The following is a 16,429-nucleotide window of genomic DNA, read 5'->3' as shown; positions in this document are numbered from 1 at the left end:
CTACACGCGCGCTCTGGAGTTCTTGAGGAGAGTGCAATCCCATGACTTCCCCCTATGCAGCTGCTCGTGTCGCCATCGGTCAGCTTTCCGTCGTCAGCGAATGGCGCGATTTCATCGACCGGGAGGCCCTACCGGGCACGGGCATCGCCGCCCCCGAGTTTTGGCGTGGGCTCGAGCAGCTCATCGCCGAGCTGGCGCCGCGCAACAGGACGCTCCTCGATCAACGTGATGAGCTGCAGGAGCGCCTCGATCGCTGGCATCGGCAGCACCCTGGCCGGCCCGACCCGACCGCCTACCGGCGGCTGCTCGAGCAGATCGGCTACCTGGTGCCCTCGCCGGCGCCATTCACGCTGGGTACGCACCACATCGACCCGGAAGTGGGAGATGTGCCCGCGCCGCAGCTGGTGGTGCCCATCACCAACGCGCGCTACGCCCTCAACGCTGCCAACGCTCGCTGGGGCTCGCTTTACGACGCCCTCCATGGCACGGATGCCCTGCCCGAGGATGGGGGCGCGCAACGCGGCGACGGCAGCTACAACCCGGTGCGCGGTCAACGGGTGATCGCCTACGTGAGGGCGTTTCTCGATCAAACCTTCCCGCTCACGGACGGCAGTCACCGCGACGCCACCGCTTACACGCTGCGCGACGGTGCGCTCACCATACACCTTGCTGACAAGGCGCAGGCGGGCCTTACGAACCCCGCCCAGTTCGCCGGCATCGCGGGCCCGGCCGACCACCCCGACGCGGTGCTCCTGCGCCACCACGGTCTGCACGTTCACCTGAAGATCGATCGCGACCATCCGATCGGTCGCGACGACCCAGCGGGCATCGCTGACGTGCACCTGGAGGCTGCCCTCACCACGATCCTTGACCTAGAGGACTCGGTAGCTTGCGTGGACGCGAACGACAAGGTCCACGCCTACCGCCATTGGCTAGGGCTGATGCGCGGCGACCTCACTGCCACCTTGCACAAGGGCGGTAGATCCTACGAGCGCCGCCTCGCCGCCCCGCGCCACTACCGAGATGCCGAGGGCAAGGCCTTCAGCCTGTCCGGCCGAGCCCTGCTCCTGGTGCGCAATGTCGGTCACCTCATGCTGGATGACTCGGTGCTGGACGCTCACGGCGAGCCCGCCCCCGAGGGCCTGCTGGATGCGCTGGTCACCGCGCTCATCGGCATCCATGACCTGCGAAGAGCACCGCAGGATCAGGCCCTGCGCAACAGTCGCGCCGGCAGCATCTACTTGGTGAAGCCGAAGATGCACGGCCCGCAAGAGGTCGCCTTCGCCAACACCATGTTCGATCGGGTGGAGGATGTGCTGGGTCTCGACCGGTACACGCTCAAGATGGGCATCATGGACGAGGAGCGTCGCACCTCCGCCAACCTCAAGGCCTGTCTCTACGAAGCGCGCCATCGCCTGTTCTTCATCAACACCGGCTTCCTCGATCGCACGGGCGATGAGATCCACACCAGCATGGAAGCTGGGCCGGTGGTCGACAAGGCGGCGATGAAGCACGAGCCCTGGATCGGGGCCTACGAGGATTCTAATGTGGATGTGGGTCTGGCCTGCGGGTTACCTGGCCGGGCGCAGATTGGCAAGGGCATGTGGGCAATGCCCGACCTGTTGGCGCAGATGCTGAAGGAGAAGATAGGCCATCTGGAGGCGGGCGCCAGCACGGCTTGGGTGCCCTCCCCAACGGCGGCTACCCTGCACACGCTCCACTACCATCGGGTCGACGCGCGGGCTCGCCAGGCGCAGCTCGCTAAGCGGGCGCCCGCATCGCTCGATCGCCTGCTCACGCTACCGCTAGCAGACCCCTCCTCGTGGAGTGACGCCCGGCGCCAGCGCGAGCTTGACGACAACGTGCAGAGCATCCTCGGCTACGTCGTGCGTTGGGTGCACCAGGGTATCGGCTGCTCGAAGGTGCCGGATATCGACAACGTCGGCCGGATGGAGGATCGCGCCACCCTGCGCATAGCGAGCCAGCTGCTCGCCAACTGGCTACGCCACGGGGTGCTCAGCGAAGCCGAGGTGCGCGACAGTCTCCGGCGCATGGCCGCTGTGGTGGATGAGCAAAACGCCGGCGACCGCACCTACGTGCCGCTAGGGCCCGAGCCCATTGAGAGCGAGGCCTTCCAGGCGGCCAGCGATCTGATTCTGCTTGGCCGCGAGCAACCTAACGGCTATACGGAACCGCTCCTGCACAGCTACCGGCGCGCCTTTAAGGAGCGTGTTCGCGGCGAGCGCGATGGCGTCGCCACAGGGTCCGCGTAACACCGATCAAGCTGATCGTGAGCCAACAGATCTCGATCACGAAGGACGAGAGGTTGAAGGTGTTGCTCAGGGAGACGAGGATGAGAACAGCCCCTACGGCGTTTAGGCTGCCGTAGGTGACCGAGGTCGCGCCGAGGCGCCCGAGCTGCACCATAGCGTAGGTGAGCAGCACCAGCATCACGCCGAGGTTGCCCACGAAGTCGAACCACGTGTAGGTCACCAGCTCATCCGCCTTTCATCGTTATAATCCGCCGTGCCCAAGCGTTCCCGAGGAGACCGACGCCGCCATGTCCCCCACCGACTTTAGCGACCGCGGGGAGAACAATCTCTCCGTGATCTTGCAGAGCCTGGACCCTGCCCTTCGCCACGGCGAATACGTGTTCTGCACCTTGCCCGGCGCGGCCTACGGCGACCACGCCGACATGGAGCCCATCGCCTCCTGCTGGGAGCGCGAGGGCCTTACGCTGGTGGTGCCCCGCCAGGCTGCTGATGCGAAGGGCTTGCGCTACGCCAGCACCTACCGGGCCGTGAGTTTCGGCGTGCACTCGAGCCTCGACTCCGTGGGGCTCACGGCCGTGGTGACCGAGCGCTTGGCCGCCAAGGGCATCAGCGTGAATGTGATCGCCGGCTACTTCCACGATCATCTGTTCGTGCCCACGAGTAGCGCCGAAGCCGCCCTCGCCGCCCTCCATGAACTCAGCGCCACCGGTGCATAGCTCCCACGGTCGGTGCGGTTTACGGCTCTTGGCGCCCTCGCGCGGACACCCGCGCACAACCCAGGCCAGGCACCTGCGGCTAGCTCTTCATTGAGGACAGCTTGGCCAGCAGGCCCGTAACGCGGAAGTGTTGATCGACGTAGGCCCCTAGGCGGGCGCGCCGCGCATCCCGCGGCTCATCGTTCAGCTGCCCTAGGTAGTTCTGAATGGCCTGGGCGATCTCGCCCGCATCGACGCCGGCGACCCATGCGCCTGCTTCAGCCTCTCGCAGCACCTGCGCCACCTCGCTGTCCTCATCGCAGATGCTGAACACGGGCACACCGGCAGCGATGAGGTTCGGTAGCTTCGAGGGGAATGCCCCGGCACCGGTGCCCGGCGCTTGCGGGAGCACCTGAAGGGTCGAGCGCGCGTAGAGCTCCAGCAGCTGTGCCTCCGGCACTAGGGCGTGAAAGCGTAGCCGCTCGTGGTGGCTGGGTTGGCGACGGAGCGCCTCGAACTGGGGGCCCGCGCTGAAGATGTGGCACACCACATCGGCCTCGGCGGCGGCCAATTGCTCGAACACCTCGACCAGCACGCCAGGCATCTGTTTCTCGCCCAGGGCACCCGAGTAGACCACGTGGCGCTGCGCGGTTGGCATCTCGCCGGCAAGGGCCGAGTTGGAGGCGGTCAGCTCACTCAAGGTCTCGAAGGGGTACGCCACCTCGATGCGCTCGCGCCCCACGCCGTAGCGTTCTACGATGGCCTCGCGCATGGCGCTGGACAGGGCGATTAGTCGATCGCACCGGCCCAGGACTGCCCGCTCGATGCGCCCGACCAGGGCCGCCACCCAACGCCGGCTGCGGCCCGTGGCCGAAGTGGCCATGATGCCGTACAGGTCGTGCACCACTGCGATCACCTGCCCCCTGCGCTTACCCAGGAGCAGCGGGAGGGCGAACAGCACGGGCGGCAGCACGAGGATGACGCGGTGGGCGCGAGTGCGTCGCTCGTGGAGTCGCCGCGTTGTGTGCCATGCGTACCACAGTTCCAGCACGAGTCGCCGAGGCACGTTCGAGCGGGGGTAGCGCAGGCCCGCCCCGCCGCGCTCGATGACCATCCCCACTTCCTGCGCGTCGCTCTGCGAGGCGACCCAGTCGGGGTAGAGGGGGTGGGAGCAGATGACGCGCACTCGGTGACCCGCCGCGACCAGGCCGCGGGCGAGGTGTGCGTTGTACCTGCCGGTGGAGATCGGCTCGGGAGCGAAGAAGGGCGATAGGAGGAGCACGTCCTCGTCGGGCGGGGTGTCCTGAGCGCTCAAGGGCGGGCTCGCGTGTCAGTCGCGGAAGTCCGATTGATGCTCGCAGAACCAGGCGTAAGTGCTGCGCACGCCCTCGCGCAGGGAGATCTTCGCCTGCCAGCCGAGCGTGTGCAGGCGGCTCACGTCCAGGAGTTTGCGCGGCGTGCCGTCCGGCTTGGTCGTGTCGTAGAAGATGTCCCCCTCGAAGCCCACCACCTCACGCACCAGCGCGGCGAGCTCGCCGATAGAGACATCCTCACCCACGCCCACGTTCACCAGCTCCTCGCCGTTGTACTGCTGCATGAGGTGAGCGCAAGCGTCGGCCAGATCGTCTACGTGGAGGAACTCGCGGCGCGGCGTGCCCGTGCCCCACACGGTTACGGTTCGCTCGCCCGCTTCGCGCGCCTCGTGGAACTTTCGAATCAGGGCAGGCAGCACGTGGGAGTTTGCCAGGTTGAAGTTGTCGCCAGGGCCGTAGAGGTTGGTGGGCATCAGGGAGATGGCGTTGAAGCCGTGCTGGCGACGGTAGGCCTGGCACATCTTGATACCTGCGATTTTGGCGATGGCGTACCACTCGTTGGTCGGTTCAAGCTCACCGGTGAGCAGGTACTCTTCCTTCATCGGCTGCGGTGCGTACTTCGGGTAGATGCACGAGGAGCCTAGGAAGACGAGTTTGGTGGCACCGTGGCGGTGGGCCGCGTCGATCACGTTGTTCTGGATCACCAGGTTGTCGCGGATGAAATCGGCCGGGTAGGTGTTGTTGGCGTGGATGCCGCCCACCCTGGCGGCAGCCAGGATCACAAACTCGGGCTGCTCGCCGGCGAAGAACAGGTCCACGGCGCGCTGATCGGTGAGGTCGAGCTCGGCGCGGGTGCGGGTGATCAACGCCTCGCAGCCGGCCTGCTGCAGGCGCCTCACGATGGCGCCACCGACCAAGCCTCGGTGACCGGCCACAAAGATACGCGACTTGGCAGTGGCCGCTGAAGCTGGGGGAGGTGTGCTCATGGTTGGGTTACTCGCGGAAGTCCAGGGGGCGGTAACCGTGGTTCTTGATCAGTTCGTCCCGTTCGGCGCGCTCAAGATCTGAGGCCACCATCTCCTGCACCAGTTCGGCGAAGGTGCAGCGCGGCGCCCACCCAAGCTTCTCCTTAGCTTTGGAGGGGTCGCCGAGGAGCGTCTCCACCTCGGTTGGCCGGAAGTAGCGCGGGTCGATGGCGATGATCGGCGTGCCTGTAGTGGCGTCGATGCCCTGCTCGTCGAGGCCGCTGCCTTCCCAGGCGATTTTCATCCCCAGGCGCTCCGCTGCGCGCTCGACAAACTCGCGCACGGAGTACTGGTGGCCGGTGGCGATGACGAAGTCCTCGGCCTGTTCCTGTTGCAACATTAACCACTGCATCTCCACGTAGTCGCGGGCGTGGCCCCAATCGCGCTTGGCGTCTAGGTTGCCTAGGTGCAGCTGGTCCTGGAGGCCGAGCTTGATGCGGGCTAGGGCGCGGGTGATCTTGCGGGTAACGAAGGTCTCGCCGCGGATCGGTGACTCGTGGTTGAAGAGGATGCCGTTGCATGCGTAAAGGCCGTAGGCCTCGCGGTAGTTTACGGTGATCCAGTAGGCGTAGAGCTTGGCGACCGCGTAGGGCGAGCGTGGGTAGAAGGGCGTGGTCTCAGTCTGCGGGATCTCCTGAACTTTGCCGTAGAGCTCGGAAGTGGAGGCCTGGTAGAAGCGCGTCTTCTCCTGCAGGCCGAGGATGCGAATGCCCTCTAGGATCCGCAGGGGGCCGATGGCGTCGGCGTTGGCCGTGTATTCGGGCGTCTCGAAGGACACGGCGACGTGGCTCTGGGCCGCCAAGTTGTAGATCTCATCGGGCTGCACCTGCTGCATCACGCGGATGAGGTTTGTGGAGTCCGTGAGATCGCCGTAGTGAAGGATGAAGCGGCGGTCCGACTCATGGGGCTCTTGGTAGAGGTGATCCACGCGCTCGGTGTTGAAGGACGAGGCGCGGCGCTTTACGCCGTGCACTTCGTAGCCCTTATCGAGCAGAAATTCGGCCAGGTAGGCGCCGTCCTGTCCGGTGACGCCGGTGATCAACGCCCGCTTGTTCGTCATCTGCTGCCCTTGCCGCAACGCCCATGAGGGCGCGTATTGTGCCGCGCTGGCCCCATCGGCGCCAATGTACTGCAGCGCAGACGTGCACCGGAAATCAGGGGTGTGTCGTCGACCGCGGGGGGTGGCACATCGGCGCGTCGAGCGGCGAGAGCGCCGGCCAGCCAGGCGGGCCCTGCGCGAGTGCGTGCTGAGGGGGCTGAGCGAGATCAGCGGGGGTATGTGACAGCAGCGGGGCGGCGGTGCCCGCCAGCACGGCACTGCCGAGCACCACCATCACCCATCCCGTGGCCGTAGCCACGGGGCCCGCCTTGCGCAGGCCTGTCGCGAGGCCGCCAGCGACGCCCACGCCCAGCATGGCGGGCAGGGTGCCGATGCCGAAGGCCAGCATCATCGCGGCGCCACCGCTCGCCTTGGCGGTGGCGGCCGCTACCAGCAGCATCGAGTAGGACTGGCCGCAGGGAAGCCAGCCCCAGAGCAAGCCGAGCGTGGCGTGGCGGGGCAGGTTGGAACCGCCAGCGCGCGGTGGACCGGTCTCGAGCCGTTGCAGCAGGTTGGGGGCAACACGGCGCAGCAGATGCAAGGCGGCGCGCTCCGGCCAGCTGAGCCAGTGCCAGCGCAACATCAGGCGCAGGCCCACGAGTATCAGCAAGATGGCGCTTACGGCCCGCAAGGCCAGGCCCGCGGGCATGCCGGCGGCCACCAGCGGCGTCAGTTGATCCGTGGAGTAGCCGAGGACAGCGCCTAGCGTGCCTGCGATCGCGCCGGCCACGCCGTAGCTGGTGATGCGCCCTGCGTTGTAAGCGATGCGCGGGGCCAGGGTGCGGCGCCAGGTGGCGCAGCCTGCGCAGCGTTGTGGGGCGCCCAGGCTGGGGCCGGCGGCGATGGCACCGCACATAGTCAAGCAGTGGCCAGCGCCGAGTAGGCCCACCAGAAGTGCCGCGACCAGGCCGAACTCCATCATCGGCGGTTTCCCTGGGAGGGCAGCGATGGGTCGTAGGGTCGGTAGGGCACGGGCATGGCGGGAAGGGTGCCTAGGACGAGGGCCACGGCAGGGTAGCAATGATCGCCGTGCCTAAGATCCGTGGAAGATACCTACGCGAATACGTTCCCAGATCAGCGACCTGCGATTTGCTAATCCCGACAGGAGGGCACGATGCAAGCTCGACACGACATCCGATTCCGCTCCCGACTGCTGTGGCCCCTCGCCGCTGCCCTGGGGCTAAGCCACGCCCTGCCCACCGCCGCCGCTACCATCGGGGGTGATGCACACAACGCTATGTTCGACGCCGGCTCATTCGGCCACGACGGCGGCACCTACACCTGGGAGGAGCTGACTGAGCTCATTCCGGACCTGAAGGAAGGACGGCTAGAGGCGAAACCCATCGATGAGGCAGACGAGACGGGCGTGCCGATGATCTGCGAACGCCGTCCCGAGATCGGTACGCGCTTGGCCAAGCGTGAGTGCTACACGCTCGAGCAGTATGTGCGCAAGGAGTGTTCCCTAGGGGTGCGCACGATCCGGGTGCCCCACTGGTGCCAGGCGTTCCTGCCCGGGGGGTAGCGCTCGGGTCGGCGGACCGTCTGGGTAGTTTAGGCTCGGTCCAGGCAAGTTAAGGCGTTAGTATCGCGACCCCGGAGCATAGGCCTCCATCGGTCAAGGAGAAGGACCATGTCGTTGCGTTACACCCTCGCCGCCCTCGGCGTTGGCGCCCTGCTCGCGCCGCTGACCCCCGCGTTGGCGGATCACCATGAGGACGCGCAAGCGTCGAGCGCCGCCGAAGCCGCCGTGATGCAGGCCATGCAGCGCGCTGCAGCCGTGAGTGCGCCGCACCGCCGCCTGGCCGAGATGGCGGGCACTTACGAGGCCACCATGAACAGCTGGGGCGACCCCGAGGCCCCGCCGATGGAGAGCACCCTTCAGGTGCGCCGGGAGATGACCATGGGAGGTCGCGTGCTCGAGGAGCACTGGACTGGCCAGGTCATGGGCATGGACTTCCACGGCATGGGCCGTACCGGTTACGACAACGTGACGGGTCGCTACTGGAGCACCTGGACCGACAACAACTCAACGGGCCTGTTCGTCTCCTATGGCGACTGGAACGAAGAGAAGGGCATGTTCGTGTTCCACGGCGATGCTATCGACCCCGTGGGCGGCGGCAAGATCCCCTCGCGCATGATCTCCACCTTTCCGGATGAGAACTCCGAGACGATGACCATGTTCCAGGAGATGGGCGGTCAGGAGATGAAGACCATGGCCGCGCGGATCGTGCGTTCGCGCTGAGCGCGGTGACCGGTGTTGCTCGGTGCCCAGCGATGAGGGCACCGAGCAGAGCGGTTTCCGCGCCCGAGATGCGCGACGCGCGTTAGCGATCGACGGTACTGCCGAAGAACATCATCACCTTGTCGTTGTTGCTGCCGTCTACTACCAACGGCGGGAGAGGGAGCTTCCCTGTGCGCGTTCAAGACCACACCACCTGTCGAGACCACCGGCCCACGTGCGGATCGTTGGCGCTTGCCGTGCGGCTAGCGCTTAGCGCAACAGGGACATGCGTAGCGCTGCCGCTAGCGCCCGCTGATGCGGCCGAGCCGTTCCCGACAACCCTCGAACTCGCCGACCTGCAAGGGGTCAACGGTGCGACCGGAGATCTGGGGGGCTTTCTGTTCGGTGACACCGAGGACCTTGCCGGTGTCCGCGTTGAGGGTGTCGGAGACATCAATCGGGACGGTAAGGATGACGTCGTCGTGCTGACGTCCAGGGGCAGCGCATACGTGGTGTTCGGGGCGGCGGCAGGCAGCGGGCCGGATATCGATTTGGCTGCCCTGAGACCTGAGAACGGAGGAGATGGGGAGGATGGCTTCGTCGCCTCACCGCTAAGCGCCTCGCGGCAATCGGCAGCCGCTGGGGGTGTCGATGTGAACGGCGATGGCGTAGCGGATTTTATCCTCGGCGACGGATATAGCGATGTCGATGGCCGGGCGCTTGCAGGGATCAGCTATCTGGTGTTCGGCCGTGCCGATGGTTTCGGTGCCTCGCTCGATCTGAACGCGCTGCGTGAGGAACACGATGGCGATGGCAGCACAGGCGTGGTCTTGAAGGGCGGAGTGCAGGATCTCGCCGGCACGGATGTTGCGCTGATTCGTGATGTTAACGGTGACGATATCAACGATGTCTTGATCTGCGCAGACGGTAGCACGACTGCCTACGGGGAGTTCGCCGGTCGCGCTTATCTGCTGTTCGGGCAGATCGACGGCATGGATCCTGAGGTGGATCTTACGGACTTGCTCATCGTCAACGGCGGCGATGGCTCCCGCGGTATGGTGATCAACTTCGAACTGCCGGGCGAAGGAGGCTTCATCCGATGTGCCGGTGCTGGGGATGTAAATGGTGATGGCGCCAACGATGTGATCATCGGCTCTCGCGGAGGTCCGCCGGATCCAGAGCGGGAGACTGGCGGTCGCGCGATCGTCGTGTTCGGTAGCGATGAGTTGGCGGCGGAGCTGAACGTAGGAGAGCTCCTGCCAGAGAATGGCGGCGGGGGCGAGGAGGGGTTCGTACTGACCGGTGCTCGGCCGAATGATGCCGCAGGCAGCGCTGTCGCCGGTATCGGTGACCTCAATGGCGACGGCGTAGATGACGTTGCGGTTGGCGCGCAGGGCGCCAACTACGGCGCCGGAGAGGTCTACGTGCTGTTTGGCAAGCAGGAGCCCTTTGATCCCCAGGTAGAGCTCGCCAACCTATTGCCAGAATTCGGTGGAGACGGTAGCGCCGGCTTCGTCGTCAGCGGCAGTGATGTTGGAGACTCCGTGGGGGCGTCGATCGATGGCGTGGGCGACGTCGATGGTGATGGGCTTGATGATCTGCTGGTGAGTGGGGTGTACTCGCCCGGCGGGAGGAGTCGCGCTGGCAGCGGCTATGTTCTCTACGGTTCCACGCGTCCATTCGCGGCCGTGCTAGAGCTGCTGAGCCTGAGGGAAGAACAGGGCGCTGATGGCAGCCGCGGTTTCGTGATGAACGGTGCCGATGCGGGAGATCTGGCAGGCAGCTCCCTGGCTCGATCGGGTGACGTCGACGGTGACGGCACTGCTGATCTCATCATCGGCGCCCCAGGCGCAGGGCAGGCGGAGCGACCCGAGTCAGGGGAGGCCTACGTCGTGTTCGGTCGCCGCGCCAGCGTTGCTGGTGAGATCACTGGCTTCGATTTGGCCACCAGCGTGTGTCTCAATCGCTCGAGCGGTCAGCTCGTGTCCGAGCTGTTCCCGGAGAACACGTTCACGGCACGCTGGGATTGCGAAGCGCTCGGCCTAGCGGCCGATCCAGAAGACGCCCTCACCCTGTTGGCGCAAGGCACCTTGAGGATAGACGTACCCGCCGTATCCGGTCGCGTGCTCGGCGCGCAGGCAGGGGCGCGCGTATTGTGCCTCAATCGCACGGCAGATCGCCTGTTCACTACGGTCACGGACCTGGGCGGGCGTTGGCAGTGCGCGGCGCCAGCTCTGGAGTTTGCGCCGGGAGACACGGTGGCGGTGAGGATCCAGGGCACTAGACGTTAGCTTGTTGCCATCGTGCCGCGGATCCGCGGCGCCCGGGGTCGTCGAGAAGCGAACCCAGCGAGTGGCGACACGATAACCACTCGCCGGGTTCTTCTCGCCAGCGGCTTCGGCGACATCCCTGTCTGCCGGCGGGAGCTACTGGCAAGCCGTGGAGCCCGCCGGGTGCTCAGCCGCGGCGCAGCTTGGACCCGACATCGCGTGCGGTCCTTCAACCAAGAGTGGCGTCGTCACCGATGATCTTGTGTCAAAGGGGACACACGAGGCTGATCGATGATGTCCAATCCGCCGTGCCCGTCCCTCCTAGAGGATGGGCGCTAAGCGAGGGGGCTTGTCTCGACCTTGGCGTTCAACCAGAAGAACACAAGGAGACAGCTATGGACCTCAATCATCAGTTGCCGCGCCTGCGCTCGATCGGCGCTGGCCTCGCCCTGCTGCTGGGAGTGGCGTTGGGAGCATCGCAGGCGTTGGCTCAAGAGCGGGACCTCACCTTTCGCATCAGCGGAACCCTCAACGGAGAGTTCTTGCAGTCGGCACCGTTTAGGGTGCCGATACGAATCGACGATGTCGGCGATCCCGATACGGGCACTGACATCATCGTCACCGGTACGCTGCCGGATCCGGAGCAGATCTTCCCGGGCGCATCCGTCCCCTTGGAGTTTGTGCAGCGGATCATCCAGCCGCCGCTCGACTACATTCCACCGATCTTCTGCGCCATCATCTGCCAGGATCCACTCGAGCTGGACCCGTGCGCGCAGTTCTGCGTCAACCCCACCCCAAACGACTCGCCTGAGGGGATCGATGAGGTTTTCGTGGCTCGCTTCGACAACGGCGATGTACACCTGGGCATCACGGACTTTCAGTTCGAGGAGGGCGTGGTGAGCTACCAGTTCAACGCCCGCTTCCAGTCTGCGGCGCCGAACTTCACCACGGTCGGCGTGATCGACTTCCCCGCCACGCGGGAGCCGGGTGCGCCCATTCGCCCCGCGGGAGACCTGACCGTGAGCACGGATGACGGTGCAACCACGCGCAAGCTATTCGATGGCCTGGTGACCATGAAGAACCGCGATGCCATCTTGGTGTCTGGGTTCACCAAGGGCGTCACCGTGAGCTTCGATGGCCTGGATTTTCGGATCTCCGCCGATATTCGGGATACGGCTGAGGGCTTCACCCTGCTGCCACCGAATCCCGGGGAGGCGGGCCAAGCCAATGACTTCACCACGATCGACGGCAGCTTGGGCAGCCAGGTGGCGCTCTACTTCGGTACCAGCGAAGGGGAGTCCGCCGTGGTGGTTGGTGCGTGCAGTACGAACTTGCTGATGGACAACGCGCGCCTGTTGGGATTGGGCGGCGATGCGAATCTCGACGGCGTTGTCACCATCACGCGCAACGTTCCCGAAGCGGCATCGGACCAGACCCTCCTGTTGCAAGCGCTCGATCTGTCGGACTGCGATACGTCCAACTTGGTCATCAACACCTTTTGAGCGCTAGTGGGCTCTCCGCAGCAGAGTTGGCTGCGGAGGGTCTGCGCTGCTTGATCGCTGCAACGCGCAGGAGAGTACGTCGACGCGAACAACGGCACCGGGTCCGGTGCAGACACCCCCGACGCCAGCATGCGAAATTTAGGCGCCTCGTCGCACTTACTGACGAGGTGCCTAGCAGGTTCGCTGTTGGCCGCAACCGTCGCTAGGATCGTAACAGTCTCCCCTGTGCTGGAGCGGTCCATGTCTGATCCGGAAGATCCCATCATCGGCGAGGTCGCAAGCGTGCTCGCCACGTGGTCGCCCGAGGACCGGGTGGCGACGGAGCGCCTGTGGCGAGTGCTGCAGCCGATCGTACGCGCTCGTGCCCACGCCGCGCTCCAACGAAATCTGCGGCCGAGAGATCTCGATACCACCGCGCTGTTCCACGAAGCGTTTATTAAGCTGCAGCAGTACGGCAAGCGGCCGAACAACACCAACCATCTGCTCGCCCTGTGTTCCTGGGCGATCGACAAGGTGCTCAAGCGCGAGTACGAGCGGATGAAGAGCTTGCGCTCCTCGGGCGGCCCGGCGCACCAGCAGGAGTTCTGCGAAGAGCTCCACGGCGCCAGCGCACCCAGCACGGACGAGCTGGTGTTGCACGCCCAGTGCTGGCAACGGCTAGAGGCCCTGGATGAGCGCCAGCATGCCGTGGCCATCCAGCGCCTATGGTTCGACCGCACCTGGAAGCAGATTGGACAGGATCTCGGCATCGATGAGAGTACGGCGCGGGCAGACTTCAGCAACGCCATGCTGTTGATTCGCACCCTATGTCAGCAGCGGGGGGGCGATGCCTCGCAGAGGACAGGGTCTGCCTAGGAGGCCTTGCAAAGGACGGGTTCATGGATATCTCCCCGATCACCTGGAAACAGGTCTGCTCCCTCCTGGATGAGTATCGCGAGGATCCCACCGAGGAGAAGCTTGCCGCACTGCGGTCACAGGATCTTGCTGACGAGGTGCGCAAGCTGTTCGACGACTGCGTCGTGGGGATTGTCCAGCTCGAGCAGGTGACGGATGCCCCGGCCATGCTGGGGCCTTACCGGTTGCTCGAACGGCTGGATCAAGGCGGCATGGCCGACGTGTTTCTCGCCGAGCGCGGCGACGGCCAATTCGAGCAACAGGTGGTGATCAAGCGGCCGCGCGTCGCCTTCGATGAGGCGCTGACGGCTCTCTTTGAACGTGAACGCCAGCTAATCGCGGACTTTAGTCATCCGCACCTGTGTCGGTTCCTGGACGGTGGTGTCGGCGCGGATGGCCAGCCCTACTACGTGATGGAGTACGTGCAGGGCCTGCCCATCGACCGTTACGTGCAAGAGCGTCGACTCGACGTGCCAGGCATCGTGAGCTTGATTCGCGATGTTGGTGAAGCGGTGGCCTACGCGCACAGTCGCGCGGTCCTCCATCGCGATCTCAAGCCCAGCAACGTGCTGATCACCGAGGATGGCCAGGCGAAGCTGATGGACTTCGGCATCGCCAAGTCATTGCATCAACCGGTCGATGGCGACGAGGCCCTCAGCCTGCGCTACGGCCAGTATTGCACGCTCGCGTACGCGGCGCCGGAGCAGCTCGATTCGGCGCAGTCGCGGGTTGAGACGGACGTGTACCAGCTTGCCCTGGTGCTCTACGAGTTGCTCACGGGCGCCGCGCCGTACGGTGAGCAACCAAGCGCCGCAACGGTGCTGGCGAACGTCCAGCGTGGGCTAACCGCGCCGAGCGCCAAGGCTCTGTCATCGGCTTCGGCCAGCTTTGACGTGCGCGAACGGTCGCGCGCGTTGCGGGGGGACCTGGACGCGATCCTATTGACGGCGCTGCGGCCCGTGCCGGAGACCCGCTTTCGAAGCATGGCGCAGTTCCTAGCCAACCTGGATCAGTACCTCATGGGACGGTCCGTATCGGCGCGACAGGGCAACACGGCCTACCGGGTTAGAAAGTGGGTGGCTCGCCACCGTGCGCCCGTGGTGAGCGCCGCTGTAGTAGCTGCCGTAGGTTTAGGTGCTGCGGTCTCGGTGATGCAGCAGTCTCGTGAGACGCAGCGCGCCGAGCTCGTTCGCGACACCACGTTGCAGCTGATCAGCGGAATGTTCGAGGCGAGCGATCCCAACGCCGCGGTCTCCACGCTCGCCGATGGGCGAGTGGTGGTGGACGCAGCCGCCCTCCTGAGCGGCGCGGAGCAGGAGCTGACCACCCGTCAGTGGCCCTCGTTGGCGGTGGCCGATGAGGTCATCAACGCCTTGGGGCGCGCGGCACGTTCCCTCGGCCTGTTCGAAGCCTGCATCAACCTCTCAGGCCGTGTGGAGAGCTTTGGTGCCCGCGTCAACGCGGCGCGCTGCATGGTCGAGCTCGATCGCTTGGACGACGCCGAGGCTCGTATAGGTGCCGCCCTCGCCAGCGATCGCTCGCGAAGTGACTTAGTGTTACTCGCACAGGCCCACAACGTGCTCGGCAATGTCGCGTATCTACGACGTGATACCAAGCGCGGCCGTCAAGAGTTCTCAAAGGCCCTACGGGGGTTGGACGATGCTTCGCCCGCAAGTTGTCGGGCACAAGCGGGCTTGGCGGGTATCGAACGCATTGCTAGCGAGCTCGAGGAAGCCGAGCGGTGGGGCCGCGCCACGGTCGCTTGCGCGCAGCGAGTGTACGGGGATCAACACTCCGAATACGCCAACGCGCTCATCTCCCTTGGTGGCGTTCTTGCCGAGCGCAGGCGCTTCACGGAGGCGCTGGATCTGTTCGGGCAAGCGCAGGCTATCCTGCAGGCGATTTTGCCCGAGACCCATGTCGACCACGCTTACCTATCGCGAAATATCGGAGAGGTGGCGGCTCGCATGTTCGATTACGCGTTGGCCGAGCGTCACTATCGTCATGCACTCGCCACCTTCGAGCGTACCATCGGCCGCGAGGAGCACCTTGAGATCGCCTGGACGCTTACCTACCTAGCGTCTGTCCTAGAGGCGACCGATCGCGCGGAGCAAGCGGTCGATCTGATGACTCGAGCTGAAGGTCTTGCTGTGAGTAGGCGGTTTGCTGTGGAGACTCAGGCTTTCATGCAAGCCCGCCTCGCCCGCGCCATGGGAGCGGCTGATGACCAGCGAGCGAGTGCGAAGTTCGAGCAGGCTTTAGCGCTTGAGAAGGGACAGGCAGACTTCCTACAAAACCACGCCCGCCTACACTATGCCGAGTATCTGAACGAGCGGTGCACGGATCCCCCACGCGCCCTCGTACTTGCCGAACGCGCGTATTCGTCCATGAGCAAACGCTATGGCGATACCAATACCACAGCCAACCAGGCGCGCGTGAGCTACGCTACCGCTCTCATTCAGGGTGGTCGGCCCGATGAAGGCGTGATGCACCTTCATCAGGCCGAACGGATGCTGCGAGTGCATTGGCCAGAAGATCATCCCATCTTCGAGCAGATCGAGCGTGTACGCAGCGCTATGGCGAGATGCCCAGTTCCCTCTCCTTAGGAGGGTCTGAGGTGTGGCCGCGGCTGTTCCCAACCCCGTCCGTCACCAGCCGTAGGATTGCTGCCGTTCTTGCCGTCGCTCGCGTGACGTCCCCGTAAGCGATCTGCAGCTCTCTCACAGCGGGCAGGTCCGCCGGCAAGGCGTAAAGCAAACGAGCGACCTGTTGCACGGCTCCTATCAGGGTCGCCGTATCTTCCTCGCACGGCTCAGTGAGCACGGGTAGCTCATGCAGCGGCGTAGGTGCGTCTGGATCAAGTTCCACGCCCGTGGCGGTTTGGCTGATCTCGAACACCTTTTCCGTGCTGCCTACAGTCTCCCGCGTAAAGTAGCGCGCGAACCCCCCAGTCAGCTGTTCCCGCACCATGTTCAAGGGAACACTCCAGCACGGCTCTGCCTCTGGGTTGGCTAGTTCAACGATCTCTCCATAGTCGTTCTTCACCACGTGGGTTACGTGGCAGTAGATCGTTGCATCGCGGTGATCAAAAACACTGCTCATTTTCATTTCCCTGAAGTCAAGTGTGACTGACCGTA

The 16,429-nt window shown here is 65.0% G+C and carries 14 protein-coding genes; 8 read left to right on the top strand and 6 right to left on the bottom strand.

The annotated features are described in order from the left end of the window. The first annotated feature begins 41 nt into the window (after nucleotides 1-41). Nucleotides 42-2,273, top strand: a complete 2,232-nt coding sequence (locus AAGA68_10240; protein ID MEM9385429.1) for a malate synthase G — start codon at nucleotides 42-44, stop codon at nucleotides 2,271-2,273. Here the strand turns inward: AAGA68_10240 and AAGA68_10235 are convergent. Beyond that, the gene (locus tag AAGA68_10235; GenBank protein ID MEM9385428.1) at nucleotides 2,221-2,493 is read right to left on the bottom strand and encodes a hypothetical protein; all 273 of its coding nucleotides are present in this window, start codon (nucleotides 2,491-2,493) and stop codon (nucleotides 2,221-2,223) included. The two genes, AAGA68_10240 and AAGA68_10235, sit on opposite strands and share 53 nt — an antisense overlap. 67 nt (nucleotides 2,494-2,560) lie before the next feature. On the opposite strand from AAGA68_10235, the gene AAGA68_10230 reads away from it, so the two are divergent. Further along, nucleotides 2,561-2,989, top strand: coding sequence for an ACT domain-containing protein (locus tag AAGA68_10230; protein ID MEM9385427.1), 429 nt, complete (start codon nucleotides 2,561-2,563; stop codon nucleotides 2,987-2,989). A gap of 79 nt (nucleotides 2,990-3,068) precedes the next feature. Here the strand turns inward: AAGA68_10230 and AAGA68_10225 are convergent, their stop codons facing one another. The 4 genes from AAGA68_10225 to AAGA68_10210 form a co-directional block, all read right to left on the bottom strand. Beyond that, entirely contained in the window at nucleotides 3,069-4,283 is a 1,215-nt protein-coding gene (locus tag AAGA68_10225; GenBank protein MEM9385426.1) for a glycosyltransferase family 4 protein, read from the bottom strand. A 15-nt stretch (nucleotides 4,284-4,298) separates the two neighbouring features. Further along, a complete protein-coding gene (locus tag AAGA68_10220) occupies nucleotides 4,299-5,267 on the bottom strand; it encodes a GDP-L-fucose synthase (GenBank protein MEM9385425.1) in 969 nt (322 codons plus the stop codon). 7 nt (nucleotides 5,268-5,274) lie between these two features. Next, nucleotides 5,275-6,366, bottom strand: a complete 1,092-nt coding sequence (gmd, locus tag AAGA68_10215) for a GDP-mannose 4,6-dehydratase (GenBank protein MEM9385424.1) — start codon at nucleotides 6,364-6,366, stop codon at nucleotides 5,275-5,277. A gap of 94 nt (nucleotides 6,367-6,460) precedes the next feature. Further along, entirely contained in the window at nucleotides 6,461-7,327 is an 867-nt protein-coding gene (locus tag AAGA68_10210; protein MEM9385423.1) for a sulfite exporter TauE/SafE family protein, read from the bottom strand. A gap of 192 nt (nucleotides 7,328-7,519) precedes the next feature. On the opposite strand from AAGA68_10210, the gene AAGA68_10205 reads away from it, so the two are divergent. From AAGA68_10205 to AAGA68_10180, 6 genes are all read left to right on the top strand, one after another. Beyond that, on the top strand, nucleotides 7,520-7,927 hold the full coding sequence (locus tag AAGA68_10205; GenBank protein MEM9385422.1) for a hypothetical protein: 408 nt from the start codon (nucleotides 7,520-7,522) through the stop codon (nucleotides 7,925-7,927). A 108-nt stretch (nucleotides 7,928-8,035) separates the two neighbouring features. Next, complete coding sequence (locus tag AAGA68_10200; protein ID MEM9385421.1) at nucleotides 8,036-8,647, top strand: DUF1579 family protein; 612 nt, start codon at nucleotides 8,036-8,038, stop codon at nucleotides 8,645-8,647. Nucleotides 8,648-8,817: 170 nt separating this feature from the next. Continuing rightward, complete coding sequence (locus AAGA68_10195; protein ID MEM9385420.1) at nucleotides 8,818-10,917, top strand: integrin alpha; 2,100 nt, start codon at nucleotides 8,818-8,820, stop codon at nucleotides 10,915-10,917. Between the two features lie 374 nt (nucleotides 10,918-11,291). Further along, entirely contained in the window at nucleotides 11,292-12,398 is a 1,107-nt protein-coding gene (locus AAGA68_10190; GenBank protein ID MEM9385419.1) for a hypothetical protein, read from the top strand. Nucleotides 12,399-12,638: 240 nt separating this feature from the next. After that, on the top strand, nucleotides 12,639-13,253 hold the full coding sequence (locus AAGA68_10185) for an ECF-type sigma factor (GenBank protein ID MEM9385418.1): 615 nt from the start codon (nucleotides 12,639-12,641) through the stop codon (nucleotides 13,251-13,253). Nucleotides 13,254-13,276: 23 nt separating this feature from the next. Beyond that, on the top strand, nucleotides 13,277-15,898 hold the full coding sequence (locus AAGA68_10180) for a protein kinase (protein MEM9385417.1): 2,622 nt from the start codon (nucleotides 13,277-13,279) through the stop codon (nucleotides 15,896-15,898). Here AAGA68_10180 and AAGA68_10175 read toward each other — a convergent pair. Continuing rightward, complete coding sequence (locus tag AAGA68_10175; protein ID MEM9385416.1) at nucleotides 15,867-16,394, bottom strand: hypothetical protein; 528 nt, start codon at nucleotides 16,392-16,394, stop codon at nucleotides 15,867-15,869. The two genes, AAGA68_10180 and AAGA68_10175, sit on opposite strands and share 32 nt — an antisense overlap. Nucleotides 16,395-16,429 lie beyond the last annotated feature (35 nt).

The organism is Pseudomonadota bacterium, assembly GCA_039193195.1.
Taxonomy (GTDB): domain Bacteria; phylum Pseudomonadota; class Gammaproteobacteria; order Steroidobacterales; family JBCBZW01; genus JBCBZW01.
This window is presented reverse-complemented; position numbering and strand designations above follow the sequence as displayed.

Excerpts from the sequence above, each read along its gene's own strand:
- AAGA68_10240 (MEM9385429.1), top strand. The coding sequence starts at position 42 with ATGACTTCCCCCTATGCAGCTGCTCGTGTCGCCATCGGTCAGCTTTCC.
- AAGA68_10230 (MEM9385427.1), top strand. The coding sequence starts at position 2,561 with ATGTCCCCCACCGACTTTAGCGACCGCGGGGAGAACAATCTCTCCGTG.
- AAGA68_10220 (MEM9385425.1), bottom strand. The coding sequence starts at position 5,267 with ATGAGCACACCTCCCCCAGCTTCAGCGGCCACTGCCAAGTCGCGTATC.
- gmd (MEM9385424.1), bottom strand. The coding sequence starts at position 6,366 with ATGACGAACAAGCGGGCGTTGATCACCGGCGTCACCGGACAGGACGGC.
- AAGA68_10210 (MEM9385423.1), bottom strand. The coding sequence starts at position 7,327 with ATGATGGAGTTCGGCCTGGTCGCGGCACTTCTGGTGGGCCTACTCGGC.
- AAGA68_10205 (MEM9385422.1), top strand. The coding sequence starts at position 7,520 with ATGCAAGCTCGACACGACATCCGATTCCGCTCCCGACTGCTGTGGCCC.
- AAGA68_10200 (MEM9385421.1), top strand. The coding sequence starts at position 8,036 with ATGTCGTTGCGTTACACCCTCGCCGCCCTCGGCGTTGGCGCCCTGCTC.
- AAGA68_10190 (MEM9385419.1), top strand. The coding sequence starts at position 11,292 with ATGGACCTCAATCATCAGTTGCCGCGCCTGCGCTCGATCGGCGCTGGC.
- AAGA68_10185 (MEM9385418.1), top strand. The coding sequence starts at position 12,639 with ATGTCTGATCCGGAAGATCCCATCATCGGCGAGGTCGCAAGCGTGCTC.
- AAGA68_10180 (MEM9385417.1), top strand. The coding sequence starts at position 13,277 with ATGGATATCTCCCCGATCACCTGGAAACAGGTCTGCTCCCTCCTGGAT.
- AAGA68_10175 (MEM9385416.1), bottom strand. The coding sequence starts at position 16,394 with ATGAGCAGTGTTTTTGATCACCGCGATGCAACGATCTACTGCCACGTA.